The organism is uncultured Cellulomonas sp., assembly GCF_963527515.1.
Lineage (GTDB): Bacteria > Actinomycetota > Actinomycetes > Actinomycetales > Cellulomonadaceae > Cellulomonas.
In genome coordinates, this window is record NZ_CAURTV010000044.1 from 1 (window position 1) to 25023 (window position 25023).

The 25023-nt window shown below is 73.9% G+C and carries 22 protein-coding genes, 1 tRNA gene and 1 pseudogene; 11 read left to right on the forward strand and 13 right to left on the reverse strand.

Annotation, left to right across the window (positions count from 1 at the left end):
• Positions 1–283: pseudogene (locus RYN42_RS11540) on the forward strand (GGDEF domain-containing protein); the annotation flags it as partial.
• 69 nt (positions 284–352) lie between these two features.
• On the opposite strand, the gene RYN42_RS11545 reads toward RYN42_RS11540, so the two are convergent.
• On the reverse strand, positions 353–2347 hold the full coding sequence (locus tag RYN42_RS11545) for an NHL domain-containing thioredoxin family protein (RefSeq protein WP_399552471.1): 1995 nt from the start codon (positions 2345–2347) through the stop codon (positions 353–355).
• A 145-nt stretch (positions 2348–2492) separates the two neighbouring features.
• On the opposite strand from RYN42_RS11545, the gene RYN42_RS11550 reads away from it, so the two are divergent.
• Positions 2493–4049, forward strand: a complete 1557-nt coding sequence (locus RYN42_RS11550) for a hypothetical protein (protein ID WP_315096247.1) — start codon at positions 2493–2495, stop codon at positions 4047–4049.
• On the opposite strand, the gene RYN42_RS11555 is transcribed toward RYN42_RS11550, so the two are convergent.
• From RYN42_RS11555 to RYN42_RS11570, 4 genes are read right to left on the reverse strand one after another with little or no spacing between them, the layout of a single operon-like run.
• On the reverse strand, positions 4050–5186 hold the full coding sequence (locus RYN42_RS11555; RefSeq protein WP_315096248.1) for a methyltransferase: 1137 nt from the start codon (positions 5184–5186) through the stop codon (positions 4050–4052).
• Positions 5187–5190: 4 nt separating this feature from the next.
• Entirely contained in the window at positions 5191–5817 is a 627-nt protein-coding gene (locus tag RYN42_RS11560) for a TetR/AcrR family transcriptional regulator (RefSeq protein WP_315096250.1), read from the reverse strand.
• Positions 5818–5850: 33 nt separating this feature from the next.
• The gene (locus RYN42_RS11565) at positions 5851–6780 is read right to left on the reverse strand and encodes a hypothetical protein (RefSeq protein WP_315096251.1); all 930 of its coding nucleotides are present in this window, start codon (positions 6778–6780) and stop codon (positions 5851–5853) included.
• The gene (locus RYN42_RS11570; protein WP_315096282.1) at positions 6777–7331 is read right to left on the reverse strand and encodes a SigE family RNA polymerase sigma factor; all 555 of its coding nucleotides are present in this window, start codon (positions 7329–7331) and stop codon (positions 6777–6779) included. Before RYN42_RS11570 ends, RYN42_RS11565 begins: the two co-directional genes overlap by 4 nt.
• Positions 7332–7438: 107 nt before the next feature.
• On the opposite strand from RYN42_RS11570, the gene RYN42_RS11575 reads away from it, so the two are divergent.
• Positions 7439–7966 carry a DinB family protein gene (locus tag RYN42_RS11575; RefSeq protein ID WP_315096253.1) on the forward strand — a complete coding sequence of 176 codons (528 nt, stop codon included), beginning with the start codon at positions 7439–7441 and terminating at the stop codon, positions 7964–7966.
• A 149-nt stretch (positions 7967–8115) separates the two neighbouring features.
• Complete coding sequence (locus tag RYN42_RS11580) at positions 8116–9039, forward strand: hypothetical protein (protein ID WP_315096254.1); 924 nt, start codon at positions 8116–8118, stop codon at positions 9037–9039.
• Here RYN42_RS11580 and RYN42_RS11585 read toward each other — a convergent pair.
• Together RYN42_RS11585 and RYN42_RS11590 are read right to left on the reverse strand one after the other, a co-directional pair.
• Positions 9036–9950, reverse strand: a complete 915-nt coding sequence (locus RYN42_RS11585; protein ID WP_315096256.1) for a transglutaminase family protein — start codon at positions 9948–9950, stop codon at positions 9036–9038. The genes RYN42_RS11580 and RYN42_RS11585 overlap by 4 nt on opposite strands.
• Positions 9947–12532, reverse strand: coding sequence for a circularly permuted type 2 ATP-grasp protein (locus RYN42_RS11590; RefSeq protein ID WP_315096260.1), 2586 nt, complete (start codon positions 12530–12532; stop codon positions 9947–9949). Before RYN42_RS11590 ends, RYN42_RS11585 begins: the two co-directional genes overlap by 4 nt.
• A gap of 101 nt (positions 12533–12633) precedes the next feature.
• Here RYN42_RS11590 and RYN42_RS11595 point away from each other — a divergent pair, with 101 nt between their 5' ends.
• On the forward strand, positions 12634–13008 hold the full coding sequence (locus tag RYN42_RS11595; protein WP_315096261.1) for a nuclear transport factor 2 family protein: 375 nt from the start codon (positions 12634–12636) through the stop codon (positions 13006–13008).
• 5 nt (positions 13009–13013) lie between these two features.
• Complete coding sequence (locus tag RYN42_RS11600; protein ID WP_315096263.1) at positions 13014–13247, forward strand: epoxide hydrolase N-terminal domain-containing protein; 234 nt, start codon at positions 13014–13016, stop codon at positions 13245–13247.
• On the opposite strand, the gene RYN42_RS11605 is transcribed toward RYN42_RS11600, so the two are convergent.
• Positions 13231–13470, reverse strand: a complete 240-nt coding sequence (locus RYN42_RS11605; RefSeq protein ID WP_315096265.1) for a hypothetical protein — start codon at positions 13468–13470, stop codon at positions 13231–13233. The two genes, RYN42_RS11600 and RYN42_RS11605, sit on opposite strands and share 17 nt — an antisense overlap.
• A 73-nt stretch (positions 13471–13543) precedes the next feature.
• On the opposite strand from RYN42_RS11605, the gene RYN42_RS11610 reads away from it, so the two are divergent.
• Entirely contained in the window at positions 13544–14149 is a 606-nt protein-coding gene (locus RYN42_RS11610) for a GNAT family N-acetyltransferase (RefSeq protein WP_315096267.1), read from the forward strand.
• Between the two features lie 132 nt (positions 14150–14281).
• On the opposite strand, the gene RYN42_RS11615 is transcribed toward RYN42_RS11610, so the two are convergent.
• The 5 genes from RYN42_RS11615 to RYN42_RS11635 form a co-directional block, all read right to left on the reverse strand.
• A complete protein-coding gene (locus tag RYN42_RS11615; RefSeq protein ID WP_315096269.1) occupies positions 14282–17419 on the reverse strand; it encodes a S8 family serine peptidase in 3138 nt (1045 codons plus the stop codon).
• A 115-nt stretch (positions 17420–17534) separates the two neighbouring features.
• Positions 17535–17605: transfer RNA gene (locus RYN42_RS11620), tRNA-Gly, on the reverse strand.
• A gap of 59 nt (positions 17606–17664) precedes the next feature.
• Complete coding sequence (locus tag RYN42_RS11625) at positions 17665–18645, reverse strand: aldose epimerase (RefSeq protein WP_315096270.1); 981 nt, start codon at positions 18643–18645, stop codon at positions 17665–17667.
• Between the two features lie 26 nt (positions 18646–18671).
• Entirely contained in the window at positions 18672–21134 is a 2463-nt protein-coding gene (locus RYN42_RS11630) for a GH36-type glycosyl hydrolase domain-containing protein (protein WP_315096272.1), read from the reverse strand.
• Positions 21135–21345: 211 nt separating this feature from the next.
• Positions 21346–21735, reverse strand: coding sequence for a DUF6069 family protein (locus RYN42_RS11635; RefSeq protein ID WP_315096273.1), 390 nt, complete (start codon positions 21733–21735; stop codon positions 21346–21348).
• Between the two features lie 135 nt (positions 21736–21870).
• Here RYN42_RS11635 and RYN42_RS11640 point away from each other — a divergent pair, with 135 nt between their 5' ends.
• The 4 genes from RYN42_RS11640 to RYN42_RS11655 all read left to right on the forward strand — a co-directional run.
• Positions 21871–22968, forward strand: a complete 1098-nt coding sequence (locus RYN42_RS11640; protein WP_315096274.1) for a histidine kinase — start codon at positions 21871–21873, stop codon at positions 22966–22968.
• On the forward strand, positions 22965–23612 hold the full coding sequence (locus RYN42_RS11645) for a response regulator transcription factor (RefSeq protein WP_315096276.1): 648 nt from the start codon (positions 22965–22967) through the stop codon (positions 23610–23612). Before RYN42_RS11640 ends, RYN42_RS11645 begins: the two co-directional genes overlap by 4 nt.
• Before the next feature lie 30 nt (positions 23613–23642).
• Positions 23643–24218: a dCTP deaminase gene (gene dcd / locus RYN42_RS11650; RefSeq protein ID WP_315096278.1), complete on the forward strand. Its 576-nt coding sequence runs from the start codon at positions 23643–23645 to the stop codon at positions 24216–24218.
• Between the two features lie 3 nt (positions 24219–24221).
• Positions 24222–25023 (forward strand): hypothetical protein (locus RYN42_RS11655; RefSeq protein ID WP_315096280.1); only part of this gene is annotated, 802 nt, incomplete at its 3' end.

Genomic DNA, 25023 nt, shown 5'->3' on the forward strand with positions numbered 1-25023 from the left:
GTCCGGCGTCGTCCCGCGGCTTTGCGCCTTCGCGGCCGCTGCCACGGAGACGCTCGGCGGGTCGGCGTGGGCGGTCCTCACGCGGCGCACCGCCGACGACCCGCCGTCGGCGGTCGCCCGAGGCGGCAGCCCGGCCGAGCTCGGCGTCGAGTCGTCCACCGCTGTGGTCATCCACGGCCTCTGGCAGGTCGAGGTCGGCATGTCCGCGACGGCAGCCACGGGCGAGGTCGTCGCCACGTCGCTGGACGCCCTGGCCGCGGTGGCGGTGCTGGGAGCGCGGTAGCGCCAGAAGGAGCAGAGCGCGGTAGCGCCAGAAGGTGCAGAGCGCGGTAGCGCAAGAAGGTGCAGAGCGCTAGCCGTGCAGCGGCAGGGTCAGGGTCGTCGCGGCGCCCTCGACCAGCCGGACCGGGACGCCCCAGTCCTGCGCGTTGAGGTGGCAGGCCGGGTACTCGATGGCGGGGTCGGCGTCGCAGCTGGCCGCGTGGGCGGTGACGTGCAGGACGCCCTCGGTCACCGCCGGGTCCAGGCGGAGCACGCGGTCGAGCGGGACGTCGTCGCCGGCGCCGTCGAGCAGCAGGCCCGGCGGGGTCGACGAGACCTGCAGCCGGGTGGACGGTCCGTACCGGTCGTCGTACTTCTGACCCGCCGCCGGGGTGAACACCACGTCGAGGCGCACCTCGCCCGGTGACAGCTCGGTGACCGGGCGCTGCGTGCGGTGGCTGCCGGAGTCCAGGATCTGGCCGACGAGCGTGGCGGGCAGGGCGATCCGGGTGAGGCGGTGCGCCGCGGACTCCACGACGAGCAGCGTGGACCCGCCGTCCAGGACGAGGATCCCGCTGGGCTCGGCCAGGCCGGTGGCGAGCGTCGTGACCTCCCCGTCGGCGTACCTGCGGACCGCGCCGTTGTAGGTGTCGGCGATCACCACGGATCCGTCGGGCAGGACCGCCACGCCGAGCGGGTGCTGCAGGCGGGCCTCGTCGGCGGGGCCGTCACGGTGGCCGAAGTCGAACAACCCCTCGCCGACGACGGTGTGCACGGTCCGCTCCACCGGGTCCACCCAGCGCAGCGCGGAGGTCTCGGAGTCGGCCAGCCAGATCCGGTCGTCGGCCGCGACGGCGAGCCCGGACGGCTGCGCGAACCATGCCTCGTGCAGGGGGCCGTCCAGCAGCCCCTCGTTCATGGTGCCGCCGAGCGGCTCGAGGGAGCCCTGCGTGTCGTCGAACGTCCACAGCGTGTGGTTGCCGGCCATCGCGACGACGAAGCCGCCCAGCGCCTGCGACCAGGCGACGTCCCACGGGGAGGAGAGCTTCTGGCGACGAGGACCCGGCACGAACGACGGGTCCGGGTGCGGGCGACCGTCGTCCGCGCCGTGGACGCCCAACGACGAGCCGAGTGCGGCCGTCTCGTCGCCGGGTGCGCCGACGACGGGCATGGACGCCGGCTCCTCGTCGGCCTCGGCCTCGTCAGACGGCAGGAAGTTGTCGATCGCTCCGACCATGTACTGCTCACCCGTCCCGGCGACCGTGGTGACCGATCCGTCCGCCAGGCGGACCCCGCGCAGCGCGTGGTTGACGGTGTCGGCGACGAGCACGTCGTACCCGAGCGCGGACCGCTGCTCCTCGGGGACCAGGCACAGGCCGTTCGGCTCGCTGAACCGTGCCTCGTCGGGACCCCCGTCCACCAGCCCGCGCTCGCCGGACCCGATGCGCCGGACCAGCGTCACGCCGTCCGCCTCCAGCTCGGCCAGGCTGTGGTGCCCGGCGTCCGCGACCAGCAGGTGCCCGTCCGGCAGCACGACCGCCTTGGCGGGGAACCGCAGCGTCCCCTCGACCGGCGCGGGCGCCACGTACGGACCGTCGCCGCGGTGCAGCGTGCCCTTGGCCTCGTGCTCGGCGATCAGCTCGCCGACCAGGATCTCGACGTTGTGCCTGTGCCCCTCGCCGGCCATCTGCGCGACGACGTAGCCCTCCGGGTCGATGACCACCAGCGTCGGCCACGCCCGCGCCGTGTACGCCGACCACGTGACCAGCTGCGGGTCGTCCAGCACCGGGTGGTGCACCTCGTACCGCTCGACCGCGGCGGCCAGCGCCACCGGGTCGGCCTCGTGCACGAACTTGGGCGAGTGCACGCCGACGATCACCAGGACGTCGCGGTACTGCTCCTCCAACGACCGCAGCTCGTCCAGGACGTGCAGGCAGTTGATGCAGCAGAACGTCCAGAAGTCGAGGATGACGATCTTGCCGCGCAGGTCGGCCAGCGTGACGGTACGGCCGCCGGTGTTCAGCCACCCCCGTCCGACCAGCTCGGACGCACGGACCCGGGGCAGTCTGCTCTCACGCACGGACACATTCTCACCGACGACCGGCCGGTGCCGGGCGGACGTCCGGCGTCGGCGGTGGCGTCACCCGTTCGGGTGATCCCGCGCGCGCGCTCGTGACGGGAGGGTGGTGTGCCGCGCTCCGCCCGGGGGCGGCGGGACGGAGAGGGTTCTCGTGCGCACTCGTGCCCTGGCCGCGGCGCTCGCCGCTGTCGCACTGCTGGCGGGTGGACTGGTCGCGTCGGTGGCCGCGCCGGCCGCAGCGGCGGAGGTCACCGTCACCGGCAGGGTGTACTCCCTGCCGACGTCCGAGCCGCTCGACGGGATGCGGGTCGAGATCGTCGCGGTGAACCCGGACGGGTCGTTCGGTGCCGTGCTCGGCTCGACCCTGACGACGACCGTGGGCACGGAGCCCGGGCGCTTCGTCATGACCCTCCCCGCATCGAAGCCGACGGGGAGGGCCGCGCTGCGGACGGTCGACCCCGCGGGCCGGTACATGACGAGCTACGACGACTACGCCAGGACCTACCCCGCGCCGTACACGCTGCTCGACGGAGGCCTCTGGGACTACGTCTACGGCGCGAACGGCGGCCAGCAGTGGTTCTCCTTCGGCATGGCCCCGGCCGGTCGCTTCGTCCCCGTCGCGCCGGTCCGCCTCGCCGACACCCGGGTCAACGGGCACGGGCCCATGCGCCGGGGTGACTGGTACGAGGTGCCGCTGCCCGTGCTCGTCGGTGAGGTCGTCGCGGTGGTGGTCAACGTGACCGCGACGCGCACCCAGTGCGCGGCGGACTACATCTCGTCCGGGGTGAACGTCGTGGGGTTCTCGCAGGGCGGCTCGGAGACGAGCATCGTCAACGGCCGTGCGGGGGCGGACGTGGCCAACGTGGCGGTGGTGCGCACGATCGGTCGGGACGTCGGCGTGCTCCTGTACAACCACGCGTGCGCGACGGACGTCGTCGTCGACCTGCAGGGGTACTACGACAGCGCGATCGACGGGGCCGCCGCGGGCTACGTCGCGGTCTCGCCCGAGCGGGTGCTCGACACCCGGACGGGTTCAGGCCCGCTGGGTGCCGGGCAGTCGCGGAGGGTGGACGTGGGCGCGCTCGGCAGCCGGCCGGCCGACGCGGTGGCCGTGTCGGTGAACATCACGGCGACCGGCACCACGGCGCCGACCTCGTACCTGTCGGCGTACGCCACGGGCGACCACGCCGGGCGCCAGACGAGTGTCCTCAACGCCTACCGCGGCCAGGACGTGGCCAACCTCGCGGTGGTCCCGCTGGCCGACGACGGATCGATCGAGGTCTACAACAACGCCGGTCAGACGGACGTGGTGCTCGACGTGCAGGGGTGGTACTCCGAGACCGGTGGCGTCTCGTTCTTCCCCCTCGACCACCGACGCCTGACGACGGGCAGCCTGGTCCTCGGCCCGGGGCAGGAGCGGCTCGTGGGCGCGCCGGGTCGAGGCATCGAGATCCCGGCTGACGCGCAGGCGCTCGCCGTCAACCTCACCAGCGCGGCCGGCACCGCGTCCACGTCGTACGTGACGGCCTACCCCGACGGCTCCCCGCGCCCGCTGGCCAGCAACCTCAACAGCCGCTACGGCGTGGACCTGGCCAACAGCGCTCTCGTGGGGCTCGGCCCGGCGGGGCACCGGCTCTACAACAACTCGGGGTCGGTCGTGCTGCTCGAGGACATCCAGGGGTACTTCGCCCCCGGACCGCTCGACTGATCAGGTGCGGTCGAGGACGTAGATGCGCGGGTGGTGGCCCTTGGCGAACACGCGGGTGGTGGAGCGGACCCGCCAGAGGGCGTCGGCGTCGCGCAGGCAGCGCTCCATGACCTTGACCTCGTGCGTGAGGACGACGAACCGGGCACCGGGCGCGGCGGCGTCGTAGGCGGCCTGCAGCATGCCCGCGTGCACCTCGGCGTTCGTGGCGTGCGAGCCGTGCAGGGTGCCCCAGGGCGGGTCGGCCAGCAGCAGGTCCCAGCCGGTGCCCACCGCCTCGACCAGCGCGCCGCTCGTGCAGTCGCCGCGCACCAGGCGGGCGTCCGCGGCGGCCGCGCCGAGGTTCTCGGCGGACGCCGTGAGCGCCTCGGCCGACAGGTCGACGCCCGCGGCCTCCGCCGCGGGACCGGTGGACAGCCGCTCCACCAGGAGGGTCCCGGACCCGCACATGAGGTTGAGCACGCGGTCCTGCTCGCGGACCTCGCCGAGGCGGACCATCGCGGCGGCGATCGTCGCGTTCACCGCTCCCGGGAAGTCGGTGACGCGCCAGCGGCGGGCGGACAGCGGCCGCGCGCCGAGCCGGACGAGGACGTCCCAGCCGGGGTCGCCGGACGGTCCCGGACGCACTCCCCGGCGCACGCGGACCACCAGCTCGCCCGCCTTCTCGTCGTACCGCAGCCCGGTCGCCTCAGCGAGCAGCTCGGCCAGCCGCGCGAACACCGACGAGTCGCTGCCCGCCGCCTCGAACCGGAACGTCGACGAGCTGCCGACCCGCAGGGAGGTGTACATGGCGTCGACGATGCGGGACAGGTGGTCGCCGCTGGTCAGCGACTTGGGGCGGGGGACGTCGAACCGCAGGACGAGGAAGGCGGCGACGGCGGTGCGCAGCCCGAGCACGTCGCCGGGCGGCCCCCACGTCGCGACGTCGAGAGCGTCCTCGCGACCGGGCACGGGCTCCGGGGTGCCGTCGAGCAGGAGGACCTCGGCGGCCTCGTCGGCCACCACCGACTCCAGCCCGGGCAGGAACGTCAGCTCGAGGGCGGTGGACCGGCGGGCGGCCGGTCGGGTTCGCGGCCGCCGGTCGGACGGGTGGCTGCCGTGGTGGGCAGGGGGCGGTCCGCCGCGTCCTCGCTTCACCACCGGGTCAGGCCGGCACGAGGGTGGACGCGCGGGCGGTCACCGGGGTGACGCCGACGGCGCGGAGCACGAACGCCTCGGTCTGACCGATAGCACGCTCGCGCTCGGGACCGTCGGAGGGCACCCCGCGCCCGGACAGGCACGCGTTGACCAGCGGGACGGTGACGTCCAGGTCCTGGTCGGGGAACGCGCCGGACGCGATGCCCGCGGCGAGGATGCGGCGCAGGATCTGCTCGACCACCATCACGTGCTCGCGGACGCGCTGCTGCGTGCCGCGCGAGAGGACCGACCGCAGCTCCGGGCCGGGCGCCAGGTGGTAGACCCGCGTGAGCGAGGCCTGCTGGCGCACGTACGTCTGCAGCTGCTCCGTCGGGTCCTCGATGTCGTCCAGTGCCCGCTCGAGGGTGGCCGCGTACTGCTCGGTCTCGTGCGTGATGAACCCGAGCAGGAGGGACTCCTTGTCCGGGAAGTGGTTGTAGACCGCCGTCCGGCCGACGCCCGCAGCGGCCGCGATCTCGGCGAGCGTGATGGCGTCGAACCCCTGCTCCGCCATCAGCGACGACAGCGCCGCGAAGAGCTTCTGGCGCGTCTGCTCCCGGTGCTCGTGCAGGGAACCGCCGATGATCTTGGGCATCGTGACATCATCGCACGTTCTGTCATCAAGAGGTCAGCACGTCTCCCAGGAGAAGCACCCGCTCTCCTCGAGCGAGATCTCCCTGGGCATCTGCGTGTCCGGGCCCGACTCGACGAACGTGTACCGGTACCCGTGCCGCTCCATCTCCAGGAGCCGGCCGTCGGCGGGGTCGAACCAGTACTGGCCGGCGCTCTCGGCCTCGCCGGTCCGCGCCAGCAACGTCGCCGGCCGTCTCGTCGAGTCGGTCTGACCCGGCGTCACGACCGTGCCCGGCAGGTCCTGTGCGAGGGCCCAGACCGCGCGGCGCAGCGGGGGCGGCGCCGGGCTGTTGACCAGGAGGTCGACGGCGAGGGCGAACACCTTGTCGTCCTCGGACCCCGTGCCGCGGTCGGGTTCCACGCTGGCGCGCAGCAGCCGCTCGAGGGTGACCGGGCTGGTGGGCAGGGCGTACAGCTCGTCCCAGTGGATCTGCACCCGGGTGCCGTCGATGAGCAGGACGCCCCACAGGGCCGGACCCATCCCGCTGGCCGTCGCGAGGTCGCCGTTCTCCGTGATCAGGCCCGGCGACGAGTGCCCGTACCAGTTCTCGTGCTGGTCGACCCGGCCGTCGTCGGAGGTGGTGAAGGCGCTGCGCCAGTACGGCGCGTCGGGCCAGCCGAGGTCGGCGGGGTCCACGACGACCGCGGGCTCGGGGGATCCGGTCGGGACCACCGGCGACTGGGAGACGACGGGCGACGTCCCGCCGGGCAGCTGGCCCGTGCCCTGCGTCCACGGCTGCGCTGAGGCGGCCGCCCAGCCGACCACGGCGACCGCAGTCACGGCGGCGGTGGTGGTCAGGCTCCGCGTGACGGCGCGGCGCCGGCGGGCCCGCCCGATCACACGGCTCGTGTCGACGCGGATCGGGGGGCCGACGACGTCGATCCGGCTGCGCAGCTCGCGGGTGAACGTGTCGTCGGCACTCATGTCGTGCTCCTCGTGGTCGGTGCGTCGGAGAGTGCGGTGCGCAGCTGACCCAGCCCGCGCGAGGCCGTCGACTTCACGGTGCCGAGCGAGACACCGAGGTCGTCGGCCACCTCGCGCTCGGAGAGACCCTCCAGGTGGCGCAGGACGACGATCCGCCGCTGCCGCGGGCTCAGGGTGGCCAGGGCCCGGACCAGCCGGTCGCGCTCAGCGTGGACCTCCGCCGTGCCGTCGACCGCGCCCTCCGGGACGTCCGCGGGCGCCGTGAGGACCTCGCGGCGGTGCTTGCGCCAGGTGTCGATCCGCAGGTTGGCCAGCGTCCTGCGGGTGTAGGCCAGCGGGTCGCGCTCGCGGGCGGTCGGCCAGGCCAGGTACGTCCGGACGAGCGCCTGCTGGACCAGCTCCTCCGCGCGGTGGGTGTCGCCGCACAGCAGCCACGCCGTGCGGGCCAGAGCGGGGGAGGCCGCCGCCATGAACGCGGTGAACTCGGCGTCGCGGTCCCAGGTGCCGGTCGACGCGAGCACCGGGACGTCCTCCGGTCGGCCGCCCACCATCACTGTGCTCATGACCAGTACACGGCCGACGGCCCCCAGAGGTTGAGTGGCAGGAACTGCACGGTCGACGGCGGTGGATCGTGGCACCGGTCGTCTAGCCTGCCGAGATGACGAACGAGGAGATCCTGCCCGACACCAAGGACTGGACCTGGGTGCTGTCGCAGCGCTGCCCGGAGTGCGGGTTCACGGCCGCCGACGTCGACGGACCGGCCATCGGCGGGACGGTGCGGGACCTGACGCCGCGGTGGGTGTCCGCGCTGCACCGCCCCGACGCCCGGGAGCGTCCGGCGCCGACCACCTGGTCGACGCTCGAGTACGGAGCGCACGTGCGGGACGTCTTCCGGGTCTTCGACCAGCGGCTGGAGCTGCTCCTGACGCAGGACGACCCGCAGTTCGAGAACTGGGACCAGGACGCCACGGCGCTCGCGGACCGGTACGACCTGCAGGACCCGCTGACGGTCGCCGACCAGCTGGCCGACGCGGCCGACGTCGTCGCCGACCGGTTCGACGCCGTGGCCGACGACCAGTGGGACCGGGCGGGACGCCGCTCGAACGGGTCGCAGTTCACGGTGCGGACGCTCGGGCAGTACTTCCTGCACGACGTCGTCCACCACCTGCACGACGTCCACGCGTGAGCCACAGGACGTTTTGTCCACAAGTTCCGTCCACAGCCGTGTGCAACAACGTTTAAGTTGTGGATAACTCCGTGACCAGCACGGACACGCCGAGGAAACGCGCCGCGACGTAACACGCCCGCATCACAACCTGTGTACCGTCCGCCGCCATGAGCCTGCCGCAGATCGACCTCCCCGGGGATCTCGACGGCCGGCACGTCCTCGTCGTCCCGCGGGGCACCGACCTGGTCGCGCTGGCGTCCGCGTGGTTCCCCGAGGCCGCATGGACGCGTCAGCCGGTCAGCGCGGCCGAGGCGTCGGCGTCCGCGCGGCCGATGACCGGCGCTCGGTTCCGCGGCATCACCGCGGAGGCCGCCGCGCCGACCCCGGGGCTGCTACGGCTGGACGCGTCGGCGGCGCTCGAGGGGCCCACCCCTGCCGGTCGCGACGACGCACAGGCGATCGGGCTGGCGACGCACGAGCTCGACCTGTACGCCCTGGTGCCCACCGACGCCGGCGCACCCCTCGACCTGGTCTACGGCTGGATGTCCGCGGCGGCCCGCCGCGCGGCGGGCGCGATCGTGCCGGCGGACCGAACGCACGCCGTGGCGCCCGACCCATGGTCCGCCGTGGACCTCACCCTCTGGTCTCCCGTGCCGTTGTCCGCGCAGGACGCGCTGCCGCTCATTCGTCCCGCCATGACGGGTGCACGCGTGGGACCGACCGACGTCCCGCAACAGTCGCAGGGCGCCGCCGGGCCGCCCACCTTCTCGGTCACCGCCACGTTCGAGTACGACGGCTCCCTCACGGTGCGGACCGGGCGCTCGCGGGAGGTCCCGGTCGCCCTGTCGCGGCTCGACTGGCGCGAGTACGGGCCGTGGTCCTACCACGTGAGCTGGCAGCCGCCGCAGCCCGAGGAGCTGCACAACGACCACCCGTCGCAGCTCCACCTGATCGCGCGGTCCCGGGTGCAGCCGTCGGTGGCGCGCGTCGCCGCGACGCTGTGGCGGGCGGTCGGCGGGACCGTGGTGGACAGCGGCGGGTTCGTCGTGCCCCCCGACGAGCTGCGGGACCGGGCGACCGCCCGGCGCTAGACGAAGGGTGCGCTGCCGGACGGCACGAGGTCCACGGACACCGTCAGCCGCGAGCCCGAGCCCTCGGTGAAGATGACCCCGCGCAGCGGCGGCACGTCGTCGTAGTCGCGGCCCCAGCCGAGCAGCACGTAGCGGTCGTCCACGAGCTGGTCGTTGGTGGGGTCGATCTCCACCCACCCCGCGCCGGGCACCCACGCGGACACCCAGGCGTGGGACGCGTCGGCGCCGCGCAGCTTCTCCCGACCGGCCGGCGGGCGGGTCTCGATGTAGCCGCTGGAGTACCGCGCAGGCAGCCCGTGCAGGCGCAGCGCGGCGATCATGAGGTGTGCGAAGTCCTGGCAGACGCCGGCCTTCTGGGCGAGCAGCTGCGCCTGCGTGGTGTGCACCGTGGTGGACCCCGACCGGTACGCGATCTCGGTGCGGATCCGGTGCGCCAGCTCGAGGAGCACCTCGACCACCGGCCGGTCGGTCGTGAACGTCGGTGCGGCCCACGCCCGGACCTCGTCGGCGAACGCGACGTGCGGCGAGGGGAGCAGGGCCTCGCGCAGGTCGACGATGCCCGGGTCCAGCCGACCGACCTCGCCGGCCGCCACGCGGCGCGCGACCTCGTGCCAGCCCACCGTCGGCAGGGTCACGGGGTCGGGGGCGTGCCGGGTCACCTCGATGGTGGACCGGGCGGTCACGACGAGCCGCGTGTGGGGCGTCGTGACCCCGAAGTACGTCGTCCGGTTCCCCCAGTAGTCGACGTGCGCCGCGGTGTCGGCAGGCGCCGGCTCGATCTCCACGGTCGTGGACAGGCAGGCCTGCCCGGGCACGTCCCGCGGCGTCATCGTCGTGCGGCCGTAGGAGTCGGTCACCGCGTTGGCGTAGGTGTACGTGGTGCGGTGGACCAGGTCGTAGGTGCGGGTCACTCGCCACCACCGTCCCGGGCGTCCCAGGGGTCCTCGAGCGACCGGCTCGGGGCCAGCCGGACGAAGTGCACGCGCTCGATCTCGTCCGCGGCGGCCTGCAGGCGCCAGAGCATCGACTCGAGGGTCTCGGCGAGCCTGGCGCGCCGGCCGTCGCCGCTCACCGTGCCCGAGACGGCCGCGGGGTCGACCTCCCCGAGCAGGTCGACGACGTCCGACAGCAGGTGGTCGCGCTGGTCGGGGGCGCGGCCGGCCAGGGGGACCAGCGCCAGCGACTCCTGCAGACGGTCCAGCTGGTAGGCCAGCGAGCGCGGGTTCGTCGGGTCGAGCAGCAGCAGCTCGAGCAGCTCCGGCAGGCCGGCACCGGTCTGGTGCCGCCGGCGGAACGTGATCGCGGACTCGTGCGCCAGCAGCACCGACTCGCGCACGACGGAGTCCACGTCGGCCGGCCGCTGCTGCACCACCGTGGCAAGCAGGCGCTCCACCAGGTGCTGGGCGCGCTCGATGCGCCGACCGGCGTCGAGGAACTGCCAGCCGACGTCCCGCACCAGCCCCTCCGCGGTGATCCCGGCGACGGCGAGGAGTCCTTCGAGGACCTTGTCCAGCGCGGGACGCAGACCGGCGGTGGCCGTGCTCCCGCCGACCATCCCGAGGTCCAGCGAGTCCGCCGGGGGCGTGCGACCGCGGGTCTTGTTCCGCTCGTCGCGCAGCGCCCGCTCGATGCGCGCGAGCGGGCCGAACGTGTCGGTGGAGAGCTGGTCGCGCACGGCGGCGGCGGACGCGGCGAGCCGACGCACCGAGCGTGCGACGGTGCCCGGCGTCTGCGGGTCCAGCACCAGGTCCCGGAAGCCGGGGTTCGACCGGTCGGTGGGGGTCAGCGAGGAGATGAGCACCGCGAGCGCCTGTCCGCCCGCCGACGCCGGCCGCTGGTGGAAGTCGTCCCAGCGGTCCACGACCACGCGCAGCACCCGGCTGGCGTCCTCCGCGCGCTCGGCGTAGCGACCCATCCAGTACAGGTTCTCGGCCGTGCGCGGCGAGATGCCGGTCGCCGGACGCCGGAGCGCGGGGACCTCGTTCGCCGCGGACTCGTCGGACGGCACCCACGGCTCGACCGGCGCGTCCGGCTGGCTGGAGAGCACCCAGACGTCCTTGGCGGCCGCACCGAGCGCGGAGGAGACGACGTGCCCGGGCGCGACGCGGGCCAGGCCGCCGGCCATGACCGTGTAGGTCTGCCGGTGGGCGACCGCGTACGTCCGCAGCACCGCCGCCCGCGGTCCCAGGTCCGCGGGGCCGATCCCCGCGGCGGACGGCAGGTCGCTGCCGACGCCCACGGGAGCACCGTCGATGGTGGGACCCGCCGGTCCGACCGGCTCCTGACCGACCCACAGCCACGGCTCGGCAGTGATCCGCGCGGCCAGCTGCTCGCGCTCGCGGTGGCTGAGGGTCCAGCCGAGGATCGTGCCCACCTCGGTCCCCCGCACGGTGGGCATGATCTCCAGCTGCTCCAGCCGCGCCAGGACGTGCTGCAGCGACCGCGGCTCGCCGCACCACCACGTGGGTGCCGACGCCAGCGCGAGGTCCTGGTCGAGCACCGCGCGGGCCAGCCGCGGCAGGTAGGCGAGCAGGGCGGGGTTCTCCAGCACCGAGCTGCCCAGCGGGTTCACCACGCTGACCGTGCCGGCGCGGGCCGCGCGGACGAGCCCGGGGACGCCCAGGCGGGACCCCTGCCGCAGCTCCAGCGGGTCGCACCACTCGGCGTCGACGCGCCGCAGCACCACGTCGACCGGCTCCAGGCCCTCGACGCCGCGCATCCAGACGCGACCGTCGCGCACCAGCAGGTCCGAGCCCTCGACCAGCGGCAGCCCGAGCATGGAGGCCAGGTAGGCCTGGTCGAACGCGGTCTCGCTGGACGGCCCGGAGGTGAGCAGGACGACCCGCGGCTGCTCGGCCTGCCCGGGAGCGGCGTCCCGCAGTGCGAGCCGCAGCGCGCGGAAGAACGGTCCGAGGCGCTGGATCGACGCCTGCCGGTACACCCCGGAGAGCACCTGCGAGACGACCCGGCGGTCCTCCATCGCGTACCCGACGCCCGACGGCGCCTGCGTCCGGTCCGCCACGGCGCACCAGCCGCCGACCCCGTCGCGCACCAGGTCGGTCGCGGTGAGCACCAGCTCCCGACCGCCGGGCAGCCGGAGCCCGTCCACCGCACGCAGGAACCCGGGATGGCCCAGCACGACGGTCGGCGGGAGCAGCCGGTCGCTGAGCAGGAGCCGGTGGCCGTAGACGTCCTGCAGGATCGCGTCCAGCAGCTCGGCCCGCTGCACCAGCGCCGTGTCGAGGCGCGCCCACTCCGGCTCGTCGACGATGACCGGCTGGGGGTCCAGGTGCCACGGGTGCTCCCCGTCCTCCTGGTCCGCGCCGTACGTGACGCCGTGGTCGGCGAGCAGCCGCTCGGCCTCGTCGCGGGCGCGCGCCAGGACGGACGCGGTCGGGGCGTCCGCGGGATCCGGCAGCCACGACCAGTCGGCGCGGTGGTCGACCAGGTCCGACGCGCCCTGCGGGCGGGGGGAGGAGAGCAGGTCGGTCACACCCAGGAGTGTCCCCCACGCGGGCGTCCCCCGTGCGGGGCGGCGCGCTGTCGGTGCCCGGGTGGAGACTCGTCGGGACGGAGCCGAGCGAAGGAGGCGCGATGGGCAGGGACGCGGTCACCGGATGGGTGGAGCGGTACGAGCAGGCGTGGCGCGCGCAGGACGTGGACGGCCTCGACCGGTTGTTCGCGGAGGACGCTCGCTACCTGCGGTCGCCGTACGCGGAGCCGCTGGAGGGGCTGGAGGCGATCCGGGGCTTCTGGGTGGACCCGGCGCCGTTCACCATGACGGCCAGCGTCATCGCGGCCGACGGCGCGGACGCGGTGGTCCGGGTCGAGGTGCAGTACGGCGGTGACAAGCCGGAGGAGTACCGGGACCTGTGGGTGCTGCGGTTCGGGCCCGACGGGCGCGCCGAGCACTTCGAGGAGTGGGCGTACTGGCCGGAGAAGACCTACACGGCCTCGGAGGGCGACTGACGGCGGTGCGGCCGTTCACCGTCCGGGTCGGCGACGACGTCCTCGACGACCTGCGTGACCGGCTGCACCGGACCCGCTGGCCGCACACCCTCGAGTCGGTCGGGTGGTCCCGCGGGGTGCCCCTGGCGTACCTGCGGGAGCTGACCGAGCACTGGCGTGACGCGTACGACCGGCGGGCTGCTGGTGCGAGACCTGCGGACGTTCTTCCGCCCGCTGCGGTGATCAGCGCAGCAGGCTGACGATCTCCCACCTCTCGGGATCGGGCTGCTCGGCGATCCGGGCGCGGGCGAGCGCGAAGGCCTCCTCCGGGGTGGGGACGACCACGCTGGCGTGGAACGTGGTGGCGCTGCTCAGCACGCTGTAGTGCAGGCCCAGGGGGTTCCCGTCGTCGTCACACGTACCGACGGCAACGATGAACGCCTGGTGCAGCAGGTCGGGGGCGGAGTCCGTCAGGAGCCTCATCACCTAGTCATCGGCAGGTCGGAGCCGAACCTGGAACCGCGGGGGCGGGTGAGCCCGTGAGAAGGTCGTCGGCATGCCCGCAGTGATCCGGTCCTTCCACCCGTCCGACCTCCCGGCGCTCTACCGGATCTGCCTCCTGACCGGCGAGGTGGGGGGCGACGCATCGGCCCTGTACCGCGACCCGGACCTGCTGGGACACGTGTACGCGGGGCCCTACCCGATCGCCGATCCCGGTCTGACGTTCGTCGTCGTGGACGAGCTCGGGCCCGTGGGCTACATCCTCGGCACCGCCGACACCGCCCGGTTCGAGCAGTGGCTGGAGCGCGCCTGGTGGCCGACGCTGCGCGAGCGCTACCCGCTGCGCGAGGACCCGCACGACGGCACCGAGGACCACGTGCTGGTGAGCCGGGTCCACGAGTGGGCCGCCGCCGACGAGGCCCTGCTGGAGCGGTTCCCGGCGCACATGCACATCGACCTGCTGCCGCGCGCGCAGGGGCAGGGGCTGGGCCGCCGGCTCGTCGAGACCCTGGCGCAGGCGCTGCGCGAGCGCGGCGTGCCCGGCCTGCACCTCGGCGTCGACAACCGGAACGAGGGGGCGATCGCGTTCTACCTGCGGACCGGCTTCGCCGAGGCGCGCCGGCACGAGTGGGGCAGGACGCTGACGCTCGACCTGGCGTGAGCGAACGTGTGACGACGGTCAATGACTGCTTGACTCTCGGTCGCGAGTGGAGCAGGCTAGGACCACGACGACGCAGGGCCGGTCCCCAGGAGGGTGGGGACCGGCCCTGCGCGGTCGTGCGCGGCGCTGCCGTCAGCGGTAGGTGCGGAAGTAGCCGAACGCGTCGACCACCAGGTGCGTGTCCGAGCTGTGGGCGTAGAACGTGATCCGGCCGCGGTCACCGACGCGGACGATGGCCAGGTTGGACTCGTCCCGGCCGGCCGCCAGGTTGATGGTCGAGATCAGCGGCAGCGTCGCGGGGTCCGTCGTCGGGAAGGCCCGCACGTGCGTCTGGCTCCTCGGACCGACGCCGGCGATGTTGAGGACGACCGACGTCGCGTCGGTGCCGAACGGGGCGCGCCAGAGCTCGAGGTCCACCGGGACCCCCGCGCGCAGGATGCCGGGCAGGTGGCTGCCGGTGCGGGTGTCCGCCACGCGCACCGGCGTCACGGGGACGAAGCCGTTGTCGCCCGTGGCCGAGTAGTAGCCCGCGAGGTCCGCGACGAGGTGGGTCGAGGACGTGTTGACCCAGAACCGGACGCGGCCCCCGTCGCCCACCTTGACCGTGACGAGGGTGGACTGGTCCCGGCCCGGGTACAGGTTGAGGTTGGACGTGCCCGGGGACCCGTCGGGGTAGCCCGCCTCCGGCCGCGGGTACACCGAGACGTAGAGCCGGCCGGCCACGATGGTGCCGGCGACGTTGAGCACGACGGCCGACGCGTCGGCGGGGACCGAGCCGGTGCCGGCGACCGCGAGGTCGACCCAGTGGCCACCGGTCACCGGCCCCGTCGGGACGCCCGTGCCGTTGCGGGTGTCCAGCACACGGGTCGGGTCGAGCGGCTGGAACCCCGTGCCGCCGCCGGGGCTGTAGTACCCGAAGAGGTCGACGATGAGGTGGGTCGTGGGGCCGTCCGGCACGAGGCTGACCATGCGGTCCTCGCCGATGGCCACCGTGACCAGGTTCGGCTGGTCGACGCCCGGCACCAGGTTGAGGCTCGCGACCGTCGGCACGGCGGCGCCGGCCTTCGTCGGGAACACCCGGATGTTGCCGAGCGAGCCGTGCCCGGCGGACACCACCGAGAGGACGACGGACGTCGCGTCGGCAGGCAGCGGGCTCAGGTCGATCTGCAGCTCCTCGCCGGAGGCGACGCTGCCCTGCCCGTCGGTCCGCGTGTCGGCGATGCGGACGGGGTCGACGGGCGTGAACCGGTCTCCGCCTGCGGCCACCGTGAACCAGGACCGCACCGCCCGGTCCTGCGTCTGTCCGCCGGTGTCCGTGAGGCCGTCGACCAGGACCTCGTAGTGGCCGCCGAGCGTCAGGTCCACCGTGGGGGTGAGCAGGATCCGGCGCCCCCCGACGGTCGCGTAGGTCACCGTGGCGGGGACCGTGGCACCCGTCGCGTCGACGATCCGGACCGTGGCGGGCAGCGGCTCGCGCAGGTCGCGGTCCACGGACACGGTCACCACGGGCCGCTGCTGCGTGCCCGAGCTGTGCGGCGCGGGCGTGATGCCCGAGACCCACGCCCGGCCCGCGGCGGGCCCGGTCGGCCCGGTCGTCGGGGCCAGGGTCAGCCGGTAGACGGCGTCGCTCGCGGACCCGTTCCCGTTGGCCACCTTCACCAGGATGTCGCCGACGCCGGCCATGGGGAACGTGACGGCGGCCGGCCCACCGAGCGCCGGCTCGCCGGCCGTGCCGAGCACGTCCCCGGTGGTCGAGCGCACCTCGAGGGTCGGCTGGAGCGCGCCGGCCGGACGTGCCGACGAGACGACGCCGGCGGTGACCCGGTAGGAACCGGCGGTCGGGACCCGGAACAGGTGCCAGTCGGCGTCCCCCTCGGGCGAGATGGTGCCGTCGACGGTGGTGCCGGCGACGCGCTCGGCGGTCGCCGCCGTCTCGTCGGGCCCGCCGGCGCCGGGTGCGCGGTCGAGCGGCACCGCTGCGGCGGCCTTGAAGGAGTCGCCCGCGGTCACCGCGGTGGCGGTGTCCAGGACGCCGAAGCCGTAGAACGGGTCCATCCCGCGGGGGCCGGCGTCGCGGGCGGTCTGCTCGAGCCGGCCCTCGATCGCCGCGGGCGGCAGAGCTCCGTTGCGCTGGAGCAGGAGCGCGGCCGCGCCGGCGACGAACGGCGCGGCGAACGAGGTGCCGCTGCCGTGCACGTACCCGCCGCGCGCGCCCGGTCCGACGATCTCGTAGCCGGGCGCCGCGATCGACACCCAGTCGCCCCAGGAGGAGAAGTCCGTGAGCGCGCCGTCGTCGTCGGTCGCGCCGACCGCGAGCAGCCCGTCGAGCTGCGGGGCGTACGCCGCGGGGTACTGCGGGGCGTCGGTCCCCTCGTTGCCCGCCGCGACCACGACGACCGCACCGGCGGCGACCGCCGAGCGGATGGCCTCGAGCAGGACGGGGGACGGGTCCGGACCGCCCAGGGACAGGTTGAGGACCTTGGCGCCGTTCGCCACCGCCCAGCCGATGCCTGCAGCGACCGTCGAGTCCGTGCCCTCGCCGCGCTGGTCGAGCACACGGACGGGCAGGATCGCCGCACTGTGGGCCGCGCCGACGGAGCCGACGGTGTTCCCGCGGGCGGCGACGATGCCGGCGACGAGCGTCCCGTGGCCGTGCGGGTCGGACGCGTCCGTGTCACCGGCGACCAGGTCGATGCCGGAGAGCACCCCGCCGGCGAGGTCCTCGTGCGTCGCGGAGACCCCGGTGTCGAGGACGGCGACCGTCACGCCCGTGCCGGTGCTCACGTCCCACGCGCGCGGCAGTCGCACCAGGTCCAGGTACGGCCACGCGACCTCGATCGCGGGGTCGGCGGTCCACTGCGTGGCACGGCGGACGTGGTCGAGCTGCACGGCGGCGACCCGCGGGTCGTCCGCGAGCTCGGCAACGACGGCCTCGGGGTCCGCGTCCCCGACCGCGACCTCGGTGAACGTCGTGCCCGGGATGGTGTCGGCCGCCGTGACACCGGCCTCGTCGAGCGCGGAGCGGCGCTGCGAGCTGGACGCGCGCGGCGCCCAGCTCACCAGCACGCGGTCCGGTGCGTGCTCCTGGCCCGTCGACGGCGCCGGCTCCGCGAGCGGCTCGACGCCGCCGCGGTCGGTCGGTCGGTCCGTGGTGCGCGGGTCGGGGGCGTCCGCCGCGGGCGCCGGCCGCGGTGCCGCGACGGCGGGGAACCCGGCGCAGAGCATGGCGGCAAACACGGTGGCCACGACGACGGCACGTGCGAGCTTCACGGGACTCCCCAGACAGATGGTGGTGCTCGCGCATCGGGACCTGCGCGCTGCGGCTTGAGCCGGCTGTCCGCATCGTGACAGACCATCGACGGCCGGGGAGGCGGTTCGAGCTGGGAGCGGGTGACGAGAATCGAACTCGCGCTATCAGCTTGGGAAGCTGAAGTTCTGCCACTGAACTACACCCGCGTGGACCGGGTCGATCGGTCCGCCAGGAAGCATACCCGGACCGGCCCACCCGGGAGAACTCAGGTCCGCAGGGTCATGGTGAACGCCCCGCAGCGCTCCTCGCCGGGCTCCAGGACGAAGACGCCGGTGCCCGGGACGCCCGCGGCGTGCAGCGAGAACCCGTTGTTCACGTTGGTCACCGGCTCGACCGCGAAGTACGGCCGCTTGCGGGGCGCGTAGAGGACCAGGTGGGCGTACACGGGGTCGGCGTGCAGGTCGACGCTGACGCCGAGGTCCTGGTAGCTGATCCGCACGGGCGCGCCGGGCTCCCAGGCGGTGAGCACGTCGTCGACGAACGTGGAGGTCAGCGGTCGGGCGACGCGGAAGTCGGCGCGCGCGGGGACCGCACCGGCGGGGCCGGAGGGGAGCGCGTTGACCAGCGAGTAGCCGCGGTGCGCCGGCACCTCCAGGACGGGCTGCCCGGGCGTCGGGGGAGCCGAGGTGCCGACCGGGGACAGGGTGCGCTGCAGGTACGGGTGGTGCCCGAACCCGGCCGGGTACGGCTCGCGGTCCACGTTGCGCACCGAGGTCCCGACCACCAGCCGGTCGCCCGCCAGCGCGTAGGTGATCTGCGCGCGGAAGTGCCACGGGAAGTTCACGCCCACCAGGCCGGTGGTGTCGAGCTCCAGGACCACACGCGTCTCGGTCCGGTCGGTCACCGTCCACGCGGAGTGCCGGGCGGCGCCGTGGATCGCGGTGCCGTCGGCGCCGTTGCGCTGCAGCTGCCAGGTGCGGGCGCCGAAGGGCAGCACGCCGTCACGGATGCGGTTGGACCACGGGATCATCGGGAAGCTCGAGCACTTCTCCGGCTCCCCCAGCACCGTCCGACGGGTGGGGCGCAGCAGGTCCCGCCAGACCCCGTCGGACGTCCGCACGCGCCCGCCCGCCAGGGACGCCCCCGTGGCCGGCAGCACGTCCAGCTCCCACGAGCCGTTGCGGAGCGTGACCATCCGCTCCGCGACGACGGACGGAAGCGCTTCGATCTCCTGGACAGCCGTCATCACAGCAACCCGTCAGCCCCGCGGGGTCAGACGGTGACCTCGACGCGGACGACCGAGCCCTCGGCGGCGTACGGGACGAGGTTGCCCTCGACCGGCGTGCCGTCGACCGTCAGGGTGCCGCGAGCACCTTCGACGCCGGAGTTGGTCACGTGGATCTCGTAGGTGGCGCCGCGGGCGACGCGCGTGACGGTGAACGAGGGGACGTCCGGGCCGATCTGCGGGTCGACGACCAGGCCGTCGTAGTCCGGCCGCACGCCGAGCAGGTACTGCGACACCGCGACGAAGTTCCACGCCGCCGTGCCGGTCAGCCACGAGTTCTTGGCCTCGCCGGCGCGCGACGCCTGCTTGCCCGCGATCATCTGCGCGTACACGTACGGCTCGAGCTTGTGGACGTCGGAGATGTCCTCGCGGTACGCCGGGGTGATCCGCTTGTAGTAGTCGAACGCCTTGGCGCCGCGGCCCACCACGGTCTCGCCGATGATCACCCAGGGGTTGTTGTGGCAGAAGATGCCACCGTTCTCCTTGTACCCGGGCGGGTAGGTGGAGACCTCACCGAGCTCGATCTGGTACGTGGTGTACGCGGGGTACTGGAGCACCAGGCCGTGCGGGGTGCCCAGCATCTCGCCGACCGAGTCGAGCGCCTTGATGGCAGGCGACGCCGCAGACGTGCCGTCCACGCCGATCCCGGCCATCACCGCGAAGCCCTGCGGCTCGATCCAGATCTTGCCCTCCGGCTTGGCGTCCGTGCCGATCGGGTTGCCGTAGAAGTCGTACGCGCGCAGGAACCACTCGCCGTCCCAGCCGTGCTCGAGCACCGCCTCGCGCACCTCGTCGACCACCTTGCGCGCCTGCGAGGCGACCTCCGGCAGGCCGCGGCGCGACGCCAGCTCGGCGAACTCGGCGCCGTAGAGGACGAACTGGGCGGCGATGAACACCGACTCGGCGTGCCCGCCGGCCTGGTTCTCCGTCGTCTGGAACGACTCGCCGGGGGTGGTCGAGAAGCAGTTCAGGTTGAGGCAGTCGTTCCAGTCGGCGCGGCCGATGAGCGGCAGGCCGTGCGGGCCGCGGTTGTCCACCGTGAACTGGAACGAGCGGACCAGGTGCTCGAAGAGGGGCACCTCGGAGCCGGGCGCGTTGTCGAACGGCACCGGCTCGTCGAGGATCCCGGTGTCGCCGGTCTCCTTGATGTACGCGGCCACGCCGGCGATGAGCCACAGCGGGTCGTCGTTGAAGCCGGAGCCGATGTCGTTGTTCCCGCGCTTCGTCAGCGGCTGGTACTGGTGGTACGCCGAGCCGTCCTCGAACTGCGTCGACGCGATGTCGATGATGCGCTCGCGGGCCCGCTCGGGGATGAGGTGCACGAAGCCCAGGAGGTCCTGGTTGGAGTCGCGGAAGCCCATCCCGCGGCCGATCCCGGTCTCGAAGAACGACGCCGAGCGGGACATGTTGAACGTGACCATGCACTGGTACTGGTTCCAGATGTTGACCATCCGGTCCAGCTTCTCGTCGTCACTCTTCACCGAGTAGGTGGACAGCAGGCCGGTCCAGTGCGCGCGGAGCTGCTCGAACGCGGCGTCGGTCTGCTCGGTCGTCGCGAAGCGGCCCAGCAGCGCGTGCGCGGGCTCCTTGTTGATGACCTGGTGGGCGTCGTCGGCCCACTTCTGCTCGTCGGGGTTCTCGATGTAGCCGAGCACGTAGGTCAGCGCGCGGGACTCGCCCGGCGCCAGCGTGAGCTCGACCGAGTGCGAGCCGATCGGGTACCAGCCGGAGGCCACCGAGTCGGTCGACTTCCCCGAGCGGGGGACCGTCGCCTCGCCGAGGCCGTTGTAGGCGCCGACGAAGATGTCGCGGTCGGTGTCGAACCCGGCCGCGTGGGTGTTCACGCCGTAGACGGCGTAGTGGTCGCGGCGCTCGCGGTACTCGGTCTTGTGGAAGACGGCGGACCCGTACGGCCCGTCCTGCTCGACCTCGACCTCGCCGATCGACAGGTTGCGCTGGTAGTTGGTCTGGTCGTCCTGCGCGTTCCAGAGGCAGAACTCGACGAACGAGAACAGCGAGATCGACTTTTCGACGTCCGAGGTGTTGGTGACCGTGACCTTCTGGATCTCGGCGGTCTCGCCGATGGGCACGAAGAACAGGGTCTCCACCGAGATCCCGCGGCGCTCACCCGTGATGCGCGTGTAGCCCAGGCCGTGCCGCGTCTCGAAGTGGTCCAGGTCCGCCTTGACCGGCAGCCACGACGGGGTCCACACGTCGCCGCCGTCGTTCACGTAGAAGTACCGGCCGCCCGCGTCCGCGGGGATGTTGTTGTAGCGGTACCGCGTCAGGCGGCGCATCTTGGCGTCGCGGTAGAACGAGTACCCGCCGGACTGGTGGGAGATGAGCGAGAAGAACTGCTCGGACCCCAGGTAGTTGATCCACGGGTAGGGCGTGTGAGGCGTCTCGATGACGTACTCGCGTGCCGCGTCGTCAAAATGGCCGTACCGCATGGACTTGCCCCTCAGGTGCTCGGCAGTGGCGCCTGCGGCTCCCCGACCTCCCCCCGCAGCAGTGCAGGAGGTGCGTCGTGCTTCCGGCGCGATATCAGTGTGCGAGAGCGCTCCCACGAGTCTCCCGGACGAGAGCATAGCCGCCCCGGTCGCGTGGTGGAACGGGGCAGGGGGGCCGACGACGAAGAAATCCTCGCCTGCCCCCGCCCGGTCAGGCCACCGGGACCCGGCGCCGGACCCGGGCTCGCCGGGGATCCATCCCGACGGCGACGACTGCGCCGACGGTCAGGTGCAGGGCGAGCAGGGTGCCCACCGCGGCCGGCGTCGCGGCGCCGAGGGGCCCCAGCAGCGAGACCGCGAGGACGACCGCGCAGGTCAGCCACCATGCGGCGGGCCGGCGTCGGCGGAGCAGGGTGCGGACGGCCCAGGCACCGAGGGTGACGACGAGCGTCGCGACGACGACCGACGCGGCGCCGATGGTCTGCACGGGGGTGCCGGCCACCAGCTCGATGCCCGCGACCGGGACCGCGAGGACCCAGACGGCGAGGGCGAGGACGGTCGCGGTCAGCGCGACGAGCCAGACGGGGATCGGACGGGACATGAGCTTCTCCAGTCGGTCGAGGTGGACGACACCGACGCTGGTCCGTCCGGTGCCCGGCGTCGTCGGCCACAGGTGCACCTCGCCCCCTGCTTTGGTCGGTGGTGCGACGCCGGGCCGCGTTCCTACGCTCGCCGCATGACCCGACGCGACGTCCCCGGCATCCCCGTGCTGCTCGGCCTGCTGGCCGGGATCGTGGCGCTGACGGTCCTCTCCGCCTGGTCCGCCAGGGACACGGCCGTGCCGCTCGGGATCGACCTGCTGGTCGGCGCGGTCGCGGTCGCGGTGCTCCCGCTGCTGTCCCGCCGGCCGCTGCTCGGGGGCGTGCTGCTCGGGGTGCTCGCGGCGCTCAGTCCCGCGGCGACCCCGGCCGCGACCGCGGGCACCTATGTGGTCGCGCGTCGCGAAGGGCTGGCGGTCGCCGTGCCGGTGGCGTGCGCGAGCGCGGTGGGCCACGCCGTGCAGGCGCTCTGGCGACCCGTCGGTCTGCCGCTCGGGTGGTGGCTGCTGGCCGACGTCGCGGTCCACGCGGCCCTGCTGGGCTGGGGGGCGTACGGGCGGACGCGGGACACGCTCGTGGACGAGTGGCGGGCCCGGGCGCGGGCCGCGGAGCGGGACCAGGTGCGCACGGTCGAGGAGGCACGCAGCGCGGAGCGGACCCGGATCGCGCGCGAGATGCACGACACCCTCGCGCACCGGCTGACTTTGCTGGCCACCACCGCGGGCGCGCTGGAGTACCGGACGGACCTGTCGCCGGAGCAGGTGGCGGCGGCTGCGGGCGTGGTGCGCGCGAGCGCCGGGGAGGCGCTCGAGGAGCTGCGCACGGTGATCGGGGTGCTGCGCGAGGGACCCGAGGAGCTGCGGCCGGCGCCGGGGCTGGCGGACCTGGCCGCGCTGGTCGCCCGGGAGCGGGAGGCCGGCGCCACCGTCACCCTGACCGTCCCGGACGTCGACCTGCCACCGGCCCTCGGCCTGGCCGTCTACCGCACCTGCCAGGAGGGGCTGACCAACGCGCGGCGGCACGCACCGGGCGCGGTGGTGGACGTCCGGGTGGCCGTCGAGGACGGCCTGCGGGTCCGAGTGGTCGACGTGGGCGGCGCGGCGGGCTCGGGACCGGGCACCGGCTCCGGGCTGATCGGGCTGACCGAGCGGATTGAGCTGCTGGGGGGGACCGTGACGGCGGTGCCCCGGCCGGACGGGTTCGCGCTCGAGGCCTGGATACCGTGGGAGCCGTGACCGTCCGGGTGCTCGTCGTCGACGACGACGCGCTGGTGCGCGCCGGGCTGACGCTCATGCTCGACGGCGCGCACGGGATCAGCGTCGTCGCGCAGGTGGCCGACGGGGCGGGCGTCCCGGCCGCGCTCGACGCGCACCCGGTCGACGTCGTGCTCATGGACCTGCGCATGCCCGGGGTGGACGGGATCGCGGCGACGCGCGCGGTCCGGGCACGGCGGGATCCCCCGGCCGTCGTCGTCCTGACCACGTTCGACACCGCCGACGAGGTCGGGGCCGCCCTGCACGCCGGCGCGAGCGGCTACCTGCTCAAGGATACCGAGCCGCAGCGGATCGTCGAGGCGGTGCTGGCGGCGGCCGCGGGCGAGCCGGTGCTCTCGCCGCGGGTGGCCCGTCGGCTCATGGACGCGACCGCACGCGCGGGTGGGTCACGGGCCGCCGCGCGCGCCACGCTCGGGGTGCTCACCGACCGCGAGCGGGAGGTCGTCGCGGCCATCGCGCGGGGGGCCAGCAACGCCGACATCGGCCGGGAGCTCTACCTCTCGCTCGCGACGGTCAAGGCCCACGTGTCGAGCATCCTGCTCAAGCTGGGCCTGGAGAACCGCACGCAGGTCGCCCTGCTCGTCCGGGAGGCGGACCTGCCCTGAGCGCACGGCCAACCGGACTACCGTGTCCCCGTGCTGCTCTCCGACCGCGACATCACGTCCGAGCTCGAGTCCGGCCGTGTGGCCCTCGACCCCTACGAGCCGACCATGCTCCAGCCGTCGAGCATCGACGTGCGGCTCGACCGGTACTTCCGGCTGTTCGACAACCACAAGTACCCGTTCATCGACCCGGCGGCGGACCAGCCGGAGCTGACGCGGCTGGTCGAGGTCGACGCGGGCGAGTCGTTCGTCCTGCACCCCGGAGAGTTCGTCCTCGGGTCGACGTACGAGGCGGTCACGCTGCCCGACGACATCGCCGCCCGGCTGGAGGGGAAGTCGTCGCTGGGGCGGCTGGGCCTGCTCACGCACTCGACCGCGGGGTTCATCGACCCGGGGTTCTCCGGGCACGTGACGCTGGAGCTGTCCAACGTCGCGACGCTGCCCATCCTGCTGTGGCCCGGCATGAAGATCGGCCAGATGTGCTTCTTCCGGCTGTCGTCGGCGTCGGAGCACCCCTACGGGTCGTCGCAGTACGGCTCGCGGTACCAGGGGCAGCGTGGGCCGACCGCGTCGCGCTCCTGGCAGAACTTCCACCGGACGGACGTCTGAGGCATGGCGAGCGTGCCTCGCCTCCAGGCGTCCGACCCGCAGGTGCGCAGCCGCCACCTGCTCGGGCTGCCCGACGACGTGGGTGCCGACGAGGTCGAGGTGCTGGCCATCAGCCGGTTCTCCCAGGCGCACTGGGAGGAGGGCGACCAGCTCCCGCAGCCCCGCGGGATCATGGGGCCGATGACCGCGGCGCTCGGCATCCGCTCCGTCGGGTCGGCCACCCCGACGCCCGCCCGCACGCTCCGGCTGGCGCGCCTGTCCTCGCTCACCGGGCCGTACCGGGTGGAGCCCGAGGACGCGGTCAGCCTGGGCCTGCCGACCTCGTCGACCCTGGCCTACGTGCTGCAGGCACCGCGGGAGCGCGGCGAGAAGCCCTTCCCCGGCGGCGACCGCGACGGGCTGAAGCGCGCGTTCCCCGACGGCATGCCGATCCGCGAGGAGGAGCGCGTCCTGCAGTGGCTGGTCGCGGCCGCCCGGCGTCTGGGCGGCTCGGTGCGCATCGGTGAGCGCGGGACCGTGCTCACCCCCGACGTGGACAGCGCGATCGACCTCACCGTGTTCTCCGACTCCTGGCTGGAGCCCGAGGAGGCGCTCGCGGTGGTCCAGTCGGTGCAGGCGCGGGCGCGGCTCAGCGAGGCCGCCGGCACGTGGACCGGTCCCCAGCCCGGGGTCGGCCGCGACGCCAGCGGCCGCCCCGGCTGGGTGGCCGAGGCCGGCGGTCGCGGGTTGTCCCCCCCGCGGCAGCGGGGCGGCGGGGCCGACGAATCCGCGCGGCCGCGCCTGATGGACGGGGCGGCGGCGTTCG

Excerpts from the sequence above, each read along its gene's own strand:
- RYN42_RS11560 (WP_315096250.1), bottom strand. The coding sequence starts at position 5,817 with ATGCCCAAGATCATCGGCGGTTCCCTGCACGAGCACCGGGAGCAGACG.
- RYN42_RS11565 (WP_315096251.1), bottom strand. The coding sequence starts at position 6,780 with ATGAGTGCCGACGACACGTTCACCCGCGAGCTGCGCAGCCGGATCGAC.
- RYN42_RS11570 (WP_315096282.1), bottom strand. The coding sequence starts at position 7,331 with ATGGTGGGCGGCCGACCGGAGGACGTCCCGGTGCTCGCGTCGACCGGC.
- RYN42_RS11575 (WP_315096253.1), top strand. The coding sequence starts at position 7,439 with ATGACGAACGAGGAGATCCTGCCCGACACCAAGGACTGGACCTGGGTG.
- RYN42_RS11580 (WP_315096254.1), top strand. The coding sequence starts at position 8,116 with ATGAGCCTGCCGCAGATCGACCTCCCCGGGGATCTCGACGGCCGGCAC.
- RYN42_RS11595 (WP_315096261.1), top strand. The coding sequence starts at position 12,634 with ATGGGCAGGGACGCGGTCACCGGATGGGTGGAGCGGTACGAGCAGGCG.
- RYN42_RS11605 (WP_315096265.1), bottom strand. The coding sequence starts at position 13,470 with ATGAGGCTCCTGACGGACTCCGCCCCCGACCTGCTGCACCAGGCGTTC.
- RYN42_RS11610 (WP_315096267.1), top strand. The coding sequence starts at position 13,544 with ATGCCCGCAGTGATCCGGTCCTTCCACCCGTCCGACCTCCCGGCGCTC.
- RYN42_RS11625 (WP_315096270.1), bottom strand. The coding sequence starts at position 18,645 with ATGACGGCTGTCCAGGAGATCGAAGCGCTTCCGTCCGTCGTCGCGGAG.
- RYN42_RS11630 (WP_315096272.1), bottom strand. The coding sequence starts at position 21,134 with ATGCGGTACGGCCATTTTGACGACGCGGCACGCGAGTACGTCATCGAG.
- RYN42_RS11635 (WP_315096273.1), bottom strand. The coding sequence starts at position 21,735 with ATGTCCCGTCCGATCCCCGTCTGGCTCGTCGCGCTGACCGCGACCGTC.
- RYN42_RS11640 (WP_315096274.1), top strand. The coding sequence starts at position 21,871 with ATGACCCGACGCGACGTCCCCGGCATCCCCGTGCTGCTCGGCCTGCTG.